13 protein-coding genes are annotated in these 18,508 nt (G+C 34.3%); 6 read left to right on the top strand and 7 right to left on the bottom strand.

Going from position 1 to position 18,508, the window contains the following annotated elements; translation table 11 throughout:
* Nucleotides 1–36 precede the first annotated feature (36 nt).
* The 4 genes from EOD40_RS12620 (at nucleotide 37) to EOD40_RS12605 (ending at nucleotide 4,817) form a co-directional block, all read left to right on the top strand.
* A complete protein-coding gene (locus tag EOD40_RS12620) occupies nucleotides 37–1,041 on the top strand; it encodes an energy transducer TonB (RefSeq protein ID WP_128196075.1) in 1,005 nt (334 codons plus the stop codon).
* A gap of 59 nt (nucleotides 1,042–1,100) precedes the next feature.
* On the top strand, nucleotides 1,101–2,105 hold the full coding sequence (locus EOD40_RS12615) for an energy transducer TonB (RefSeq protein WP_128196073.1): 1,005 nt from the start codon (nucleotides 1,101–1,103) through the stop codon (nucleotides 2,103–2,105).
* Between the two features lie 108 nt (nucleotides 2,106–2,213).
* A complete protein-coding gene (gene rpsO / locus EOD40_RS12610) occupies nucleotides 2,214–2,483 on the top strand; it encodes a 30S ribosomal protein S15 (protein ID WP_128196072.1) in 270 nt (89 codons plus the stop codon).
* Between the two features lie 189 nt (nucleotides 2,484–2,672).
* A complete protein-coding gene (locus tag EOD40_RS12605; protein WP_128196070.1) occupies nucleotides 2,673–4,817 on the top strand; it encodes a polyribonucleotide nucleotidyltransferase in 2,145 nt (714 codons plus the stop codon).
* 97 nt (nucleotides 4,818–4,914) lie between these two features.
* Here the strand turns inward: EOD40_RS12605 and EOD40_RS12600 are convergent, their stop codons facing one another.
* Nucleotides 4,915–5,412, bottom strand: a complete 498-nt coding sequence (locus tag EOD40_RS12600; protein WP_128196068.1) for a hypothetical protein — start codon at nucleotides 5,410–5,412, stop codon at nucleotides 4,915–4,917.
* 238 nt (nucleotides 5,413–5,650) lie between these two features.
* On the opposite strand from EOD40_RS12600, the gene EOD40_RS12595 reads away from it, so the two are divergent.
* Nucleotides 5,651–6,514 carry a sigma-70 family RNA polymerase sigma factor gene (locus EOD40_RS12595; RefSeq protein WP_007804760.1) on the top strand — a complete coding sequence of 288 codons (864 nt, stop codon included), beginning with the start codon at nucleotides 5,651–5,653 and terminating at the stop codon, nucleotides 6,512–6,514.
* Between the two features lie 157 nt (nucleotides 6,515–6,671).
* A complete protein-coding gene (rpe, locus tag EOD40_RS12590) occupies nucleotides 6,672–7,334 on the top strand; it encodes a ribulose-phosphate 3-epimerase (RefSeq protein WP_128196066.1) in 663 nt (220 codons plus the stop codon).
* 52 nt (nucleotides 7,335–7,386) lie between these two features.
* Here rpe and EOD40_RS12585 read toward each other — a convergent pair whose 3' ends face one another.
* The 6 genes from EOD40_RS12585 to EOD40_RS12560 form a co-directional block, all read right to left on the bottom strand.
* Nucleotides 7,387–8,283 carry a carbohydrate kinase family protein gene (locus EOD40_RS12585; protein ID WP_128196064.1) on the bottom strand — a complete coding sequence of 299 codons (897 nt, stop codon included), beginning with the start codon at nucleotides 8,281–8,283 and terminating at the stop codon, nucleotides 7,387–7,389.
* 154 nt (nucleotides 8,284–8,437) lie between these two features.
* The gene (locus EOD40_RS12580; protein ID WP_128196062.1) at nucleotides 8,438–9,988 is read right to left on the bottom strand and encodes a glycoside hydrolase family 32 protein; all 1,551 of its coding nucleotides are present in this window, start codon (nucleotides 9,986–9,988) and stop codon (nucleotides 8,438–8,440) included.
* Nucleotides 9,989–10,010: 22 nt separating this feature from the next.
* Nucleotides 10,011–11,405, bottom strand: coding sequence for a DUF4960 domain-containing protein (locus tag EOD40_RS12575; RefSeq protein ID WP_128196060.1), 1,395 nt, complete (start codon nucleotides 11,403–11,405; stop codon nucleotides 10,011–10,013).
* 32 nt (nucleotides 11,406–11,437) lie between these two features.
* The gene (locus EOD40_RS12570) at nucleotides 11,438–13,135 is read right to left on the bottom strand and encodes a RagB/SusD family nutrient uptake outer membrane protein (protein ID WP_128196058.1); all 1,698 of its coding nucleotides are present in this window, start codon (nucleotides 13,133–13,135) and stop codon (nucleotides 11,438–11,440) included.
* A gap of 107 nt (nucleotides 13,136–13,242) precedes the next feature.
* Entirely contained in the window at nucleotides 13,243–16,347 is a 3,105-nt protein-coding gene (locus tag EOD40_RS12565) for a SusC/RagA family TonB-linked outer membrane protein (RefSeq protein ID WP_128196056.1), read from the bottom strand.
* Between the two features lie 184 nt (nucleotides 16,348–16,531).
* Nucleotides 16,532–17,851, bottom strand: coding sequence for a sugar porter family MFS transporter (locus tag EOD40_RS12560; protein WP_128196054.1), 1,320 nt, complete (start codon nucleotides 17,849–17,851; stop codon nucleotides 16,532–16,534).
* Nucleotides 17,852–18,508 lie beyond the last annotated feature (657 nt).

The raw sequence follows: 18,508 nt of genomic DNA, 5'->3' as shown, positions 1-18,508 counted from the left end.
AAGAATCGAAATAATAGTTAATAAAAACAATTAAAAATGAAAACCAAATTATTAACCACAATTTTATTATTAGCCACAATGACTTTGTATTCTCAAGAGTCATTAATAAGTGTGGAATATTTTGACTCAAATTTTCACAAAAGCGACAAAGAAAATTACAAATACAAAAGAGTAATAGAATATTACAAAAACTATAGTGATATTTTTCTTATTACAGATTATTTTAATTCAGGTATTATTTCTATGAAAGCAACATCTTTGAATAAAAACTACCCCACATTTGAAGGTCCCAGAATTGATTATTACGAAAATGGTAACAAGAGAAGAATAACCTACTACAACAATAATAATATGCCGAATGGAATACAAACTGAATGGTACGAAAACAATGTAAAAAAATCAGAAAAAGACATAAAATGGAACCCTAAAAGTAAAACTTACGACATAAAATTTCTTCAATTTTGGAACAAAGAAGGAGAACTGACATTAACAAATGGCAATGGCAAATGTGAATATTCAGATGACAAAATCTCTGAAAAAGGAGAACTAAAAGACAATAAAAAACAAGGCATTTGGGAAGGAACAGATCTTAAAGAAAAATTTAGTTTTACAGAAATATATAATGAAGGTATACTCGTTTCAGGCATTAGCACTGACAAGGACAATAATAAATATCCATACAAAGAATTCACAGAAAAAGCTAATCCTACCAAAGGAATAGATGACTTTTATCAACACATTAGCAAAAATTACAAAGTCCCTAATGTACGCGGGCTACGAGGAAAATTATACTTATGTTTTACAATTGACATAGATGGAAGTATTACCGATATTAAAGTCTTAAGAGATATTGGTGACAACACAGGGCAAGAAGCTATTAAAACCATATCCAGTTATGGCAAATGGCTTCCTGAAAAAACAAGAGGATTCCCAGTGAAAACCGTAAAAACAATACCAATAGAAATAAACGGTAGGGATATTAACTATCAAGAACCTAAATTCGAATCAGAAATGAATAGAAACACAAATCCTAATTGGTAAACACTCTGAACAACTAAAAACATATTACTCATTTACAAAAATAAATACCTATTAAAAAAATGAAAACCAAACTATTAACCACCACATTATTATTAACTACAACAGTTTTTTTTGCACAAGAAAACAAAGTGCTTTATTTAGACTCTTTGCACAACATTACAACTGAAAAAAAATTCTTCTATACCAGAGTTGTAGAAGATTACAACACCAAAAAGGATTTATATGTTGTAACGGATTATTACCACCCGTCTGGAAAAATGAACATGAGTGCTACTTCCAAAAACAAAGACGTTTTACGATTAGAAGGAATACGTACTGATTATTACGAAAACGGAAACAAAAAACAAGAATCCAACTATGTCGACAATCAATTAAGCGGAAAACAAATTTCGTGGTACGAAAACAATATAAAAAAGTCTGAAAAAGAGATGACATGGGACGCCAAAAATAAAACTTCCGAAACAAATGTAATTGCATTTTGGAATCCCGAAGGAATCCAAACAGTAACAGACGGTAACGGACAAGTTGAAGAAACAGATGAGGAATTCTACGAAAAAGGACAAATAGTAAATAGCAAAAAACAAGGAATTTGGGAAGGAAAAAGCCTAAAGAGAAATTACACTTTTACAGAAATTTATAAAAACGGAAAATTTGTTTCAGGGATTAGTACAGATGGAAACAACGATAAATACCCCTACAAAGAACTTTTAGAAAAACCTATTCCTGCAAAAGGAATGGCTGATTTTTATCAACATATAGGAAGAAATTACAAAACTCCAAATATTCAAGGATTAAAAGGAAAAGTATATCTTTCTTTTGTAGTGGATAAAGAAGGATATCCTACCAATTTTAGAGTCCTGAGAGACCTTGGCTACGGAACCGGACAAGAAGGTATTAAAGCCATAGCCAGTTATGGTAAATGGATTCCCGGAAAAATGAGAGGAATCCCTACAAGAGTAATGTATTCTTTACCAATATCCATACAAGCATCTGAAGGAAGCAATCAAATGCAACCTTCTCAACCAGGAACAGATATTATGAAAAACACAAATCCAAATTGGTAATATTCCAAAATGATTAATTTCTATTGCCAATTCAAAATAATGTATTACTTTTGCTGCCGTCTTACAATAACTGTTTGACATACATAATAATCATTAAATAATATTAGCATGTACTTATCTAAAGAAGTAAAAGCAGAAATCTTCGCTAAACACGGAGGAAAAGCAGAAAACACAGGATCTGCAGAAGGACAAATCGCTTTGTTCTCATTCAGAATCAACCACTTGACTGAACACTTGAAAAAAAATCGTCACGATTACAACACTGAGCGTTCACTTGTGAAATTAGTAGGTAAAAGAAGAGCTTTACTTGACTACTTGAAAAAGACAGATATCAACAGATATCGTGAAATTATCAAAGTATTGGGTATCAGAAAATAGTCAATATAAAAAAGAGGTGCGCAAGTACCTCTTTTTGTTTTTAACAAATTCAATTTCCTCCTGCCGGACGGCATTGGAAAAAAAAATAAAAAAAAGTTTGGTTTTTCATTGGGTACTACGCATTAACTACGCGAACAACAACTACAACACAACTATCACCCATAGTATAACCAAAACAAGGAAAAATTTATGATTCCACAAGTAAAACAAGAAATTATCGATTTAGGAGATGGAAGAAGCATCTCAATCGAAACTGGTAAATTAGCCAAACAAGCTGACGGTTCAGTGGTTGTTCGTTTAGGAAACTGTATGCTTTTAGCAACAGCAGTATCTGCAAGAACCTCTAACCCAGGTGTTGACTTTTTACCATTAACGGTAGATTACCGTGAAAAATTTGCCGCTGCAGGTCGTTTCCCTGGAGGTTTCTTTAAGAGAGAAGCTCGTCCAAGCGACAATGAGGTATTAACAATGAGACTGGTTGACCGCGTATTGCGTCCGCTTTTCCCAGACGATTACCACGCTGAAACTCAGGTAATGATTCAGTTAATGTCTCATGACGACAACGTTATGCCAGATGCATTAGCCGGTTTAGCAGCATCAGCAGCTTTAGCTGTTTCTGACATTCCATTTTACAACTTAATTTCTGAAGTTCGTGTTGCACGTATCGATGGTAAATTAGTTATCAACCCAAGCAGAGAAGAATTAGAAAAATCTGATATCGATATGATGATTGGAGCTTCTATGGATTCAGTTGCGATGGTAGAAGGTGAAATGAAAGAAATTTCAGAAGCCGAAATGATTGAAGCTATCAAATTTGCTCACGAAGCTATTAAAGTTCAAATTCAGGCTCAACAACGTTTAAGAGCGGCTATTGGAAATCCTGAATACAGAACTTACGAAGGAGAAGTTGAAGACGAAGCTGTTTATGCCAAAGTAAAAGCGGCTGCTTATGACAAATGTTATGCAATTGCTGCAGAAGCATCAGGAAAAAGCGAAAGAGGTGAAAAATTTGCTGCTGTAAAAGAAGAAGCAAAAGCTTTGTTTACAGAAGAAGAATATGCTGAAAACGCTGACTTAGCAGGATTAGTTGGGAAATATTTCTACAAAACCAATAAAGAAGCCGTTCGTAATGTAATCCTTGAACAAGGAATTCGTTTAGACGGAAGAAAAACAACCGAAATCAGACCAATCTGGTGTGAAACTGATTATTTACCTTCTGTACACGGTTCTTCATTATTTACACGTGGAGAAACTCAAGCTTTGGCAACAGTAACTCTTGGAACTTCAAGAGAAGCTAACCAAATCGACTCTCCATCTGAACAAGGAGAAGAAAAATTCTACCTGCACTACAACTTCCCTCCTTTCTCAACTGGTGAAGCTCGTCCGTTAAGAGGAACTTCAAGAAGAGAAGTAGGTCACGGAAACTTGGCTCAAAGAGCATTAAAAAATATGATTCCTGCTGATTGTCCTTATACAATTCGTGTAGTTTCTGAGGTTTTAGAATCTAACGGTTCTTCTTCTATGGCAACAGTTTGTGCCGGAACTATGGCTTTGATGGATGCAGGAGTCCAAATGGTAAAACCAGTTTCTGGTATTGCTATGGGATTAATCACTGATGGTGAAAAATTCGCTGTACTTTCAGATATCTTAGGAGACGAAGATCACTTAGGAGATATGGACTTTAAAGTAACCGGAACTGCTGAAGGAATCACTGCTTGTCAAATGGACATCAAAATTGACGGATTGCGTTATGACATCATGGAGCAGGCGTTAAGCCAGGCTCGTGACGGACGTTTACATATTTTAGGAAAATTAGTTGAAACTATTGCTACTCCTAGAGAAGACGTTAAAGCACATTCTCCAAAAATCATCACCAGAACAATTCCTGGAAACTTCATTGGAGCATTAATTGGACCTGGTGGAAAAGTAATTCAAGAATTACAAAAAGCTACAGGAACAACTATCGTCATCAACGAAGTAGATGAGCAAGGAGTTATCGAAATCTTAGGAACTGATCCAGCTGGAATTGAAGCAGTATTAGCAAAAATCCAATCAATCACTTTCAAACCACAAGTTGGAGAGGCTTACGAAGTTAAAGTAATTAAAATGCTAGATTTTGGTGCCGTAGTTGAATACACTGCTGCTCCAGGAAATGAAGTTTTATTACACGTATCTGAATTAGCCTGGGAACGCACTGAAAACGTTGCCGATGTAGTAAAAATGGGAGATGTTTTCCAAGTAAAATACTTAGGAGTTGACCCAAAAACTAAAAAAGAGAAAGTGTCTAAAAAAGCACTTATCGCCCGTCCTCCACGTGAGGCTAAACAAGAGTAATCAGATCTTAGTTTACTAAAGGTTTATTATAAAAAATCCCTTTCGTCATGACGAAAGGGATTTTTGTTTACCTAATATCTCCAATAAAAAAACGACCTTATTCTTTATCAATATACGTTTTATTACCGTTTTTATTAATGTAATATTTCCCTCCTTTTGGACCGGTATATACCTTATTTCCATTATAAGTTCCGGTAACCTTATCTTTAGTAGCCATAGCTTTTTCCTTCTCTGCTGTAGCTTTTTCTTTCACTTTAGACTCTTTTGCCAAAGCATTATCCTTAGCAACCTGAGCTTTATTGGCTGACATATTAGTTCCCGCTTCTTTCTTAGCTTTCACCTCTTTTTTAGCTTCGCTGGTCAAATCCATTTTTTTCTTTTCAGCGGTTTCTTTTTTGGTTTTGACCTCTCCGGTTAATTTCTTTTTCTTATCAGCAGCCATTTCAGCTTTGTCTTTGGCTTCTTTATCGACTTTTTTCTTTTCGATAGCTACCTTCTCCTTTTTCTCTTTTAAAATTTTACTACCAGCGGCCTCCTGAGCATAAAATGAACCAGAGCAAACTAAAAGAAAGCAAAATAAAATCACATTTTTCATAATACGATAATTTTAAGATTAGATAATAAATTTAATCAACTTTGAAATACAAAATACAGCCTTTACAAAAAATTAACAAGTAATAAGAATAAAACTTAAATCATTATAAATGAACAACAAAACACCAATTTAAAAACTCAATATTGAAATTAAATAAATTATTTCCAAAATATTGTAACTTTTTCAAATCTCATACGTATAACCACTTGTACACTATAAAAATTGGGACAACAAAATCATGAGACAACTTAAAATCACCAAGCAGGTTACCAATCGTGAAACTGCTTCATTAGACAAATATTTACAAGAAATTGGAAAAGTTGACCTTATTACAGCCGACGAAGAAGTAGAATTAGCACAACGCATTAAAGCTGGAGATCAAAGAGCCCTTGAGAAATTAACAAAAGCCAATTTACGTTTCGTTGTTTCGGTAGCTAAACAATACCAAAACCAAGGATTGACCCTTCCTGATTTGATCAACGAAGGAAACCTAGGTTTGATTAAAGCTGCACAACGTTTTGACGAAACTCGTGGTTTTAAATTTATTTCGTATGCCGTTTGGTGGATTCGTCAATCTATTTTACAAGCTTTAGCTGAACAATCTCGTATTGTACGTTTGCCTTTAAACAAAATTGGTTCTATCAATAAAATCAACAAAATGTATGCTTTATTAGAACAATCTAATGAGCGTCCGCCATCTGCTGAGGAAATTGCAAAAGAACTAGACATGACTGTAAATGACGTAAAAGAGTCTATGAAAAACTCTGGTCGTCACTTATCGATGGATGCTCCTCTTGTTGAAGGAGAAGATTCTAACCTTTATGACGTATTGCGTTCAGGTGAGTCTCCAAATCCAGACAGAGAATTAATCCACGAATCATTGCGTACTGAAATCGAGCGTTCATTAGAAACATTAACTCCACGTGAGGCGGATGTAGTTCGTTTGTATTTTGGTCTTGGGGATCAACATCCTATGACTTTAGAAGAAATTGGAGAAACTTTCGACTTAACTCGTGAGCGTGTTCGTCAGATTAAAGAAAAAGCAATCCGTAGATTAAAACATACTTCCAGAAGTAAAATTTTAAAAACTTATTTAGGTTAATCCTCGCATTAATCTCTTAAAACTCCAGCTCAAAACTGGAGTTTTTTTTTATTTAATCAACATCAACTACACCACTTAAGTTGTTTATTTAAAATCAAATAAAAAAACATTTGATTTTGTACCTTTGCAAAAAAAATAAACACACAACACAACCATAATGAAAAATACACTTATTGCCCCATCAGTATTAGCCGCTGATTTTGCTAATCTGGAACGCGACATCAAAATGATTAATGCTAGTGAGGCAGACTGGTTTCACATCGACATCATGGACGGCGTTTTTGTTCCTAATATTTCTTTTGGAATGCCAGTTTTGGAAGCCATCAAAAGACATGCTACAAAAACCATCGACGTACACCTGATGATTGTTGATCCAGACCGATACATTACAACTTTCAAAAAACTAGGAGCTGATGTTCTTACCGTACATCTTGAAGCATGTACCCACTTACACAGAACCCTGCAAGCCATCAAAGCCGAAGGAATGAAAGCGGGAGTAGCTTTGAATCCACATACGAATGTTGATTTACTGGAAGACGTTATCAATGATATCGACTTGGTTTGTATTATGAGTGTGAATCCTGGTTTTGGAGGACAGTCTTTCATTGAAAACACTTACGATAAAATTAGAAAACTAAAAGCTTTAATCAATAAAAAAGGGGCTTCCACCATTATCGAAATTGACGGTGGTGTAACTAATAAAAATGCCGCTAAATTAGTCGAAGCCGGAGCTGACGTCCTGGTAGCCGGAAGTTATGTTTTTGGCGCTGCTGATCCAAATGCAACCGTAGCCGATTTGAAGAAAATCACCTCATTATAAAAAGCAAAAAAGTCCCTTAATTGGGACTTTTTTTATATCATAAATCATCTGATTAAACCATCATAAACTTTTTGATTTCTTTGTCGGAAATCATAGGATTGGCTCCTTCATGACCTGCGACCAATGCACCAATAGCACAGGCATAATTCAAGGATTTCTGTGGTGATTTGCCTCTCAACAATCTTATAATTAAAGATGCCAAAAAAGAATCTCCAGCCCCTACAGTATCAACCACTTTTATAAAATATCCACTATTATAATAGAATTTATCATTGTAAAATAACACCGCTCCAAAAGGACCTTTGGTTACACAAATTTGCTTTGTTTTTGTTTTTTCAGCTATAAATTTAATATTCTGCTCAAAAGAATTATATGGAGAGCCTAATTCCTTACTAATCTCTAACAACTCTTCATCATTAAGTTTAATAAAATCAGCTTTTGACATTAATTCCAGAAGCACTTCTGCCGTGTAATATGGTGCTCTCAGATTGGCATCCAGAACTTTATATTCTGCTTTATCTAAAAGTCCATATAAAGTCTCTCGGGAAACCTCATCACGACAAATTAAACTCCCAAAAATAAAGGCATCGGCTTCAGAAACTTTTTTTTCCATTTCCTTTGTCGGCACAATTTTATCCCAGGAAGAAGGATAATGAATATCATAAGAAGCATTACCCTTGTCATTAACCATTACATGAACCACTCCTGTTTTATAATCTGCCCCTACCTGAATAGAATCGGAACTTACCCCCTGCTCATTTACAAAAGACAGAATTCCATTTCCGTCTTCATCATCACCAACACGACTTATCATCGTTGTTTTCATCCCTAAAGAATTCATCCGAAGTGCAACATTCAAAGGTGCACCTCCTATTTTTTTATGAGTCGGAAAAAGATCCCATAAAACTTCGCCAAAACAAACGGCTTTCAAAATATTCTTTTTATTCATAATTAAAAAAACAAAAATTAAAGGCAAGTTTATTTACTTGCCTTTAAACCTACTTAAACATTAACCAAAAAAATTATTAAACTACATTAAAACTCATATTGAAACTCATATTGAAACTCATATTGAAACTAAATAGACCTTATCGCTATTTAGTTTATTTTGTCAGCAATGGAATACTATAAGTTGCATTTAAATTTTGAGTAATCAATCCCCATTTTTGCCCTCTCATTCCATAAATTCGATTACTTAATGCCACTTTTCCATTAACATATACAATACAAACACTACCATCACAAACCAAGTCTAAATCATAGGTTTTCCCAGCTTCTATTGTCATCGGAACGCGAGTAACCTCAACTGAATTAGTCCCGTTAACAAGATATCCGGCAATTCTATTATTAGATGGTTCGAGAACTATTTTATAATAACTTTTAGACATATTATCTGCTGCAAATACAAATCCAGTGTTGCCAGTGTTGCCAGTATAGGACATCTGAGTATGAATTTTACTCGATTTCTCAAGTTTAGAAAACAGTAATACTGCAGGAGAATTACTTCCGTCTAAAGAAAAACTGTCGGTATTCTCCGTAATACTTCCTAAATTATCTTGAATTTCTAACTTTATAGGTGTTGTAAAATGATTTGAAACAGATTCGGGAATTTTCAAGCCTAAAGTACCATCACTATTCTGTGTAAGTTCATAGGTTACCAAATTCCCAGCCCAATCCTTGTTTCCCAAATCGTTCTCAGGGGAACGACGTGCTGTCCATCCAAAAAGGTATCGCTTATTACCATCTGAAGCCGTTTTGGCAGCATATAGAAATTCTCCGTCTAACATTTCATTTTTAGGAGTAACCCAAGGACCATTTAATGATGTAGCCATACGGTAATGTGTCCCTTTAGCATTGCTCCAATTTTCAGAGAAGAACAAATACCAATAAGCCCCCATCTTAAAGATATCAGCACATTCCATCATCAGATAATTCTCTGCAACTGTTGTTGTATAAATCGGGTTCTGAACTACCCAATTGTTTACCGAAGGATTTGTTGTTGTAAAATGCAATAACACTGCCTTATGCCCCGGATTGGTCATCGTACTGACTATCATGTGATATTTACTGTCTTCACCATTGTAAAACACATGTGGATCACGAAAATCATAATCATTATAGCCCACAGGAGCAGTAAGTTTAAATGATTTGATTTTGGTCCAATTCTTTAAATCCGGACTTGTAGCGCAAAGAACACTTTCCCTCGGATTATTTTGAAGAAAAGAAGCGATACCATTATTTCCGGTATAATAGAAATAATAAAGATTTCCAACTTTTACAACTGAGCCTGTACCAACACCAAAATCCGCTTCATTTGTCGCACCATAAGGAATCATTCGTCCATTATAATCAAAATTTACAAGATCAGAAGTTTCAAACTCTTGAATATCGTGATATCCTTTACCGGCTGGTTTATTCGAGGCATCATGCAAGAAAAACAGATGAAATTTTCCATTATCAAAATAAGGCATCACATCGCCTACCCAACCCGTGGTATTATAGGAATCTGTTTCTCCCATCCAGCCGACAGGCGGCTGGGGAAAAACATTAGGTGTTCCGTAAATATCTGCTTTAGTTATTTTAGTGATATCATCCTGAGCACAGGATATAAACATCATTGAAAAAATAGCAGCTATACAATATATTTTTTTCATCGTTTATTTATTAAAAATTATTTTAATGATCCGCTAAATAATTGATACTATTTTTGGTCAGTTGCTGAATGTTTCCTAAGAAACTATTTGCCTGACTTGGATTCCCGCTGGCATCTGCTTCATTATACCAGTCATAAGCTCCCATTGAGATTTCTACAACATTTATATTAGAAGCACCTCCAGGAAATTCTGAAATGGTTACTCGTCCGTCAAGAGTATCATCCCAGTCTTCACTGGCAAGGTTATTACCTCCAGTTTGTGATCTCCAACCTGCACCATTTACATATCCTCCCCATTCTGGTATAAACCACCATGCAGTATGATTCAATCTAAAAGTACCGCTTTGGAGTAATTTAGCTTTACCCGTTTCAAAAGTTTGAAGATTCTGAAAAATAGGGTGATTTTCATGTCCTTTGAAAGACATTCCCCATGAATTTGCATCAACCCATCCAGCAGGTGGGAAGTCTCCCCAAACATTATTTGGTCCTTTCCCTGCTGGAACAATTCCAAGGGCATCTACATATTGAGAAGCGAAAGAAGTCAATAATAAATTCCCCCCAGAAGTACGGTAATTTTTTAGTGCTGTTATCACATTGTTACTTAAAGCAATAGTAGGTAAGTTTATGGCTGCATCATGATGCCACCAGATAACATTAAAACTAGCTAAGTTAGCCCCTCCGCTAATTTCATCAAAAGAAATGTAAGTTACATTTGAAAAATTATTAAACAACCAGTCAGATGCTGCTTTCTCATCAAGATTAGTAATTCCTTGACGTGTAGCTGCAGTCCCTAGAAAAGCAACCGAAATCCCTGTTACTGGTGTCGTTACTATTGCTGTGTACTGCACAGAAATTGAACCTGAAGTTATTGTATAAATTACTGGAGAAGAGAAATTGACTACCTTTCCAGATGTAGGATTAATAGAAACTCCTGCTGACAATTCTATCACTGGAGTTAATGAAGTCAAATTAGTCCCTTCAGGCAGAGTCATCATAATGGTTTTATTTGCATTATTGATTGTTGCTTCAACATTATTAATTTTAAAACTTAATATTGGATTTAAAACCACTACGTTTACCACATAGTCCTTATATAGATTTCCATTTATTACACGAATATATACTGGATTTGTAAAATCGATAGCCGTTCCCAATCCAGGATTAATTGATGCCCCTGCCGGAATGACAATTTCAGGAACCGCTGTAGTAACAGTTGAACCGTAAGGGAGTGTTAGGGTAATCTGTTTAGTTTTTTGATTAATTGTAGCATCTATACCATTTACCTTGAATGATGTTATACTAACATCTACGTCAGTCTCTAAACCGTTTTTATCAAAATTGTCACTGCTGCATGAAATGGTCAGCATACAAAAAAGCATTGCGATTGCTGTCAAGCAATTTATTATAATTCTTTTCATAATTTATTTTTTAGATATTGATTCGTATTTAGTTAATAACCTGTGTTTTGTTGATACACTCCCTGGCTGAAATTAATTTGAGCAAGTGGTATCGGACAATATTCTTCTTTATTTTTATCAAAATGGGCCTCATTAAAAAACGAACGCTTTGTTTTCTCGATATTATAATAATTGTTTAAAGTTTGCTCCGCAATACCCCAACGTACTAAGTCGAAAAAACGGCTTCCTTCCATTGCAAATTCTAAACGGCGTTCCCATCGTAATGCCTGACGTGCATATCCTTGTGTCCAAGTGCAATTTGTACCATTTATGTATTCGGCAATTTTCACATTATTATCATAAGCTGAAGTAAATTTGTTGCTTTGTGATGCGCGATGGCGAATCTGATTTATTAGTGGTAATGCTTCATTATGTTGTCCTAATTCAATGTATGCTTCAGCTCTCATTAATATAACATCGGCATATCTAATTTGAATTCTATTTTTTGTATTCCCATAAAAAGGATCTACGTTAATCAAACAACCGCAAGCAGGATCTACATTCTCTTTTAACGAAGCATAATTCCCGTAGGCATCTGGCGAACGGTTCCAGTTCTCCTGAAAAGTTAAATCAGCACTATATTTCCAAGGCAATCCGGGAATTGCCACTGTATGATATAATCTTGGATCTACATCATAATTGCTAATTTGTTTATAATTTAAATCTACATTGTTATACGTATCAAACATTGGTAATCCATCAGCCGAAGTCTTAAATGCATTAACCAAATTTTGGCTCGGTTTATGGAAATCACAACAACCTATACCTTGAGGTGTAGCCAATACATCCGAATAATTAATTCGACCATGAAGTGTTCCATCATTAGCAGAATATTGAATAGCAAAAATTGATTCCTTACCATTTTCGTATTCACCAGGCATAAAATTATTACCAAAATCAGATTCAAGTTGTGCTTTTCCGATTACTTGATTAGTTGCTTCGATAACTTGTTGAAGTCTTTCGTGGTTTATGTTAACTACATTATAATTATCATCTTGCTGATAAGCCTGATATAAACGTACTTTTGCCAAATAAGAATAAGCTGCTAACTTTGTTGCACGACCAACCTCAGGTTGTGTTTGTGGAAGTTTATCTGCCGCTGCCTGAAAATCTGCTGCAATTGCATCCCATAATTGGTCATTAGTCAATTCACGATTTGAAATTTTAGCATAATCGGCAATAGGGGTCTCTTCTGTTACATACGGAACATTTCTATACATTATTTTAAGCATAAAGTAAAAATGACCTCTCAAAAAACGCATCTCAGCTTCTCTAGTTTCTTTAAGAGGATATTGTTCTTTTGTCAATAAATTCAAAGCCGCTAGCGCTTTATTTACTCTTGAAATCCCTACATAGCTTATGTACCAAAAACGATCCAATTCGCCAAAATCAGAACGAATATTATTAGATACTTCAAAAAAATGAAAGGCCTGAATATCATTTGGTCCACTTCCTCCCTTATATGCATCATCTGAACGGACATTCCCATAAGGCCATAGACTAAAAGGAGTATCGTAATGATCATTCCCTAACGATGAATAAGCGGCATTCATAAATCCATCTACATTTTCAGGAGTCACCAGCACATCTTGTGAAAGCACCCCTTTTGGATTCTCTACTAAATAATCAGCAGAACAGGAAGATATAGTTATCAGGATTATAAGTCCTAAAACAGAATATATTTTTTTCATATATGTAAAATTTATTTGTTAGTGGTCATATATGGTATCGCCTTTTTATTCATTGGTGTTTGCTTGCACAAACTTGTTGTTAATGGCGATTTCATAATATTTATTTTTTATAGCGATACATTTAATCCAACTGTGAAAGTTCTTGGTTGTGGATAACCAAATCCAGCATTTTCAGGGTCTACACCTGTAAAATCTGATGCTTTAAGTGTCCAAAGATTTTGTCCACTTAAATAAACTCTAAAACTATCCATTTTAAATTTTGATGCTGTTTCTTTTGGTAAAGTATAACCAAACTGCACTACACGTAACTTTAAGTAGCGTCCATTTTCAACAAAATATGTTGAAAACCTAGACTCCGCATTTTTGTCAGTAGTTGAAATAGCCGGTATCGTTGAATTTGGATTAGAAGGAGACCAAGCATTTAATAATCTTATTCCTTTATTTGAACCGACATCATCTACACTCCAGAAATCAGTTTGATATTTTTTTTGATTAACTACATCAACATTTCCAATACCTTCAAAAAATGTAGAAACATCAAAATTTTTATAATTAAGACTGATATTAAGTCCATAGGCATAATCCGGATTTGGATTTCCAATCCAAGTTCTATCTTTGTCATTAATAACATTATCATTATTCAAATCCTTATAACGGATACGACCAAGACCTTTTCCTTCTTGAAAAGCCGAATTAAAAACTTCATCTTCAGTACGGAATAAACCATCTGCCACATAACCATACATTGAGTTTAATGGTCGACCAAGTATATTGTCTGTAGTTCCATTACCTCCATAATTATTTTGTACTGAGGGTGGCAAATAGGTAATTCTATTCTTATTCATCGAAAGATTAGCATTAATCTCATATTTTAGTCCCCATGAAGTTGCATCATTATAGCCTAAAGAAAATTCCCATCCTTTATTTTCCATGGATGCCCCGTTTATCCATCGATTTCCACCTTCTCCAATAACTCCAAGATACGGTGGCATCACAAGAATATCTTTGGTACTTTTAAAATAATAATCTATAGAACCTGATAATTTTTGGTTGAACAAACCATAATCTAACCCTACATTGGTTTGTGTGGTTGTTTCCCATTTTAGGTCATTATTTCCGGTTTGAATAGCAATAAAACCTGATTTTAATATACCGCTTCCCGCTCCAGAAATGTCATAAGCAGTTCCAAAAGAAGTTCCCCAGGTTGGATCACCTCCCGCATAATTTGCTAAATAAAGAGAGTATATTGCTGTGTTGCTGATTTCCTGATTACCAGTCTGTCCCCATCCTGCACGTAATTTAAGATCTGAAACAAATTTTGCATTATTTTTCACAAAATCTTCCTGAGCGATTCTCCATCCTGCTGAAAATGCAGGGAACGTACCAAATTGATTATTTTTACCAAAACGCGAGGAACCATCATGACGCAAAGTTGCCGAGAAAAGATATTTTTTATCAAAATCATATTCTATTTTCCCAAAATAAGATAATAGACTGTAGCTTGTAGCTCCTCCTCCAGTATAGGATTTCCCTGTTCCGGCATCTGGATACATATAATCAGGCGATTCGATTATGAAATCATCTTTTCTAAGCCAGGTATTTGTAAAGTCATCTTTAAACATCTCTGTACCTGCCAAAACATTGAAATTATTTCTTCCTAATGAAAATTTGTAAGTTACCGTGTTAGACCAAGTAAATTTATCACTTGTAGATTGATCAATACTTACGGCATTTTGGTCGTTTTTCAAGTAACCTGAGACATAGCTGCGTTGTAATGATTTTTTATAAAAACTACCGTAATCAATCCCAAAATTTGTTTTAACATTTAACCCTTTTATTATTTGCAAATCGGCATAAGCATTTCCAAAAAGACGCAAATATTTATATCCATTGTCTTTGTTGTATTCTAATAATCTCACCGGATTTTGTCTATCATTCATTCCTCCTACCGGACCTCCCCAACCTGATCCATCAACAGTATGAACAGGAATTAATGGAAGTGCTCGTAATGCTGGATCTAACACCCCCGGCTCTGTAACTTCATTCGTTCTATTGATTGTGAAATTTTCACCAATAATTAGATTATTATTCAAAAGTTTATAAGAACTGTTCATACGTCCAGACACACGTTTAAATTCACTGGTTTTCACTATGCCCTTATTGTCGTAGTAATTAACTGAAAAAAGATAATTCCCTTTTTCAGTACCATTAGACACTGCTAAATCATAAGAATCAGCTATTCCTGTTTGGGAAATTTCATTATACCAATCCGTATTTGAAGACTTTAGGGTCTGAGCGTTATCCAGGTATTCCGGTACCAATACTTTATTCAGTTTTGGAGTTCCATCAACGACTCCCCAATCAAATTGGTAACTTAAATTATTATTGTTGGGATTAAGGCCATCATTAATATTAGCTTGCCAAAGTGCTTGTCCATATTGTTCTGAATTAAGTACCTTTAAACGATTAGCGTAAGTAGAAAATGAAGTGTATTTATTAAAATTTATACGCATTATTCCCGATTTACCTTTTTTGGTTGTAATTATAATAACCCCATTTGAAGCTCGAGATCCATAAATACTTGCTGATGAAGCATCTTTTAGAACTTGTATCGTTTCTATATCATTAGGATTAAGTTCATGCATGCCTGATTTTGTCGGAACACCATCAATAACAAGTAATGGTGTCGTATTTCCAAGAGTCCCTACTCCTCTGATAAGTACTGAAGTATTAGAACCACTTGGGGAACCATCTGAAGATATTTTTACTCCAGCGAGTCTTCCTTGTAATGCTTTAAGAGGATTGGGTTCCACTTGCTTATTAAGTTGTCCCATATCAACAACTGCAACAGCTCCTGTGATATCAGCTTTCTTTTGTGATGTATATCCCACCACAACTACTTCATTTAATTGTTGATTGCCAGACACCAATTTAACATTAATGATACTGGTATTTTTAATTGCAATCGATTGAGAAACATAGCCTATAAAACTAAACTCAAGAGTCTCAGAACCTTTTATACCCTCTATAACATATTTCCCATCAAAGTCTGTGGTTGTGCTTTTATTCGTTCCAGAAACTTGAACTGTTACACCAGGCATAGGCAAGCCGTCATCTAAAGAGACAATTGTCCCTTTTATCCCGAAATTCTGTGCATTCATTACCAATATTGGGCAAAGAAAAAAGAGAAAAAGAAAAATTTTGTTTTTCATAATTAAATTGGTTTAATTAAATTGGAATTGGTTAATAATTAGATTTTTATTTCTGTTTGCGTTGTTGATGATGCCTTAAAATCAGTAAAAGGCTGAGTAGGAAAGAAAATTTCTGTAATTACTTTTCTCCATTAGGACAATGGAATAGTCTAAATGATATTTTTTTACTTGTTCCTGGCATAATTTATCTTTTTATTAATTTTTCACTTAATTCTTCTAAAGAAATTCCTTTAGTCTCAGGCATTAAGACAAACACAAAAAGAAGTTGGAAAACCATCATTATGGCAAAAAACAAAAACACAACTCCAGGACCAATCGAGGAAAACAAAAAGGGAATCAATGACGGAATTATTGCCGCTAATATCCAATGGGTGGTACTACCAAAAGCTTGCCCCGAGGCTCTGAGATGATTAGGGAAAATTTCGGAAATAAAAACCCAGATTACTGCCCCTTGACCTATTGCGTGTGAAGCGATAAACAAAAACAAAAAGATTGGAACTGCAATTCCCTGCCAATGAAAGAAGAATGCCATTGCCACTAAACTGAGTGAAATAATATACCCAATAGAACCTATATGCATTAGAACTTTACGGCCTAATCTATCAATTAAGAAAACTCCCAACAAAGTGAAAATTAAATTGACAATCCCGATTCCGATACTACTTAACAAGGCTGTACTTTCGCCCAAACCTGCTTCCTGAAAAATTCTATTTGAATAATATAAAAAAGCATTAATTCCTGATAATTGATTAAAAAAAGCAATCAAGAATGCCAGTAGTAATGGTGTTCTATATTTTTTTAAAAAAATATGATCATTTGTAAAAGCCACATTAGCATTATCGATATCAATCTCCTCCTTCATTTTTTCAAAGTCAGCCTCAAGTCCTATTAATTGCAAAACTTTTTTAGCCTCGTTATCTTTATTCCTTGACAACAACCATCTTGGGCTTTCAGGAATAGAAAAAATGAATACCGAATAAATGAAAGCAGGAATTGCCTGCACTCCCATCATCCACCTCCATGAATTTTCACCAAGGTCTCTCAATAAATAATTGGAAAGAAAGGCAATCAAAATACCTAAAACAATATTAAATTGATAAAATGCCACCAATTTACCCCTGTCTTTAGCTGGTGCAATTTCAGAAATATAAGCTGGAGCTGCAATGGTTGAGGCTCCTACACCCAAACCTCCTATAAATCTAAAAGCAGCAAAAACAAATGGATTATTTGCGAAGGCAGAACCTATCGCTGAAATAAAGAATAAAATCCCTATCCATAATAAGGTATTTTTTCTTCCTATTTTATTAGTTGGTATTCCTCCGAAAATAGCTCCAATAACAGTACCCCAAAGTGCCATTCCCATAACCACCGTTCCATGAAAAGTATCTGAAGAATGCCATAATAATTGTAATTTTTTATCCGCTCCTGAAATTACAACGGTATCAAACCCAAAAAGAAATCCAGCCAATGATGCTATTAAAGACCAAACAATAATTTTTTTCATTATCTTAAAATATTAAATTCAATTGCTAAGATATCTGTAAAAATCATGCTTGTATTTTGAGGATGTTACGATTTCATACAATATTATCACCCTCTATTTTACAACACACAAAACGCTAATAATCAATAAATTACGCTAAAATTATTTTTTATTAAACTTATAGTTATTTCAATTCTGTATCATGAATTTCAATCCTATAACAGACCGAAATATACAATATGTACAATAAGAAAATGACCGATAGATAATAGCTAAACAAATCGCCACAATCTATTAAAGTTTTATTAGTCCAACTTTTAAAACAGAATAAAATGATAATTACAATGAAAGATCATATGCTATTATTAAATAAATTTCGAATAAAAAAGTAGTCTCTTATAAATGCAAGACTGGTAATTAATTTATTAATGAAAGGTGTAAAAAAAGTAAGTGAGGTTATCAAAATCAATAAAAATTTATAAAATCTCCCAATGCGTCATAAGAAGAAAAATATTCAAACCACAATGATTTAACTCGGTAAGTCTAATTAATATTTAACGTGAGTTCGATATAATCACGTAATAAATACGTAAAAATAATTGTACAAAAAAGCAAAAGTTAGTATATTTAAAGTGCTTAATTTCAAACAAATACTAAACTTTTGCTTATGCTTTCGCT

This window comes from Flavobacterium sufflavum, assembly GCF_004016525.1.
GTDB classification, from domain to species: Bacteria; Bacteroidota; Bacteroidia; order Flavobacteriales; family Flavobacteriaceae; genus Flavobacterium; species Flavobacterium sufflavum.
This window is presented reverse-complemented; position numbering and strand designations above follow the sequence as displayed.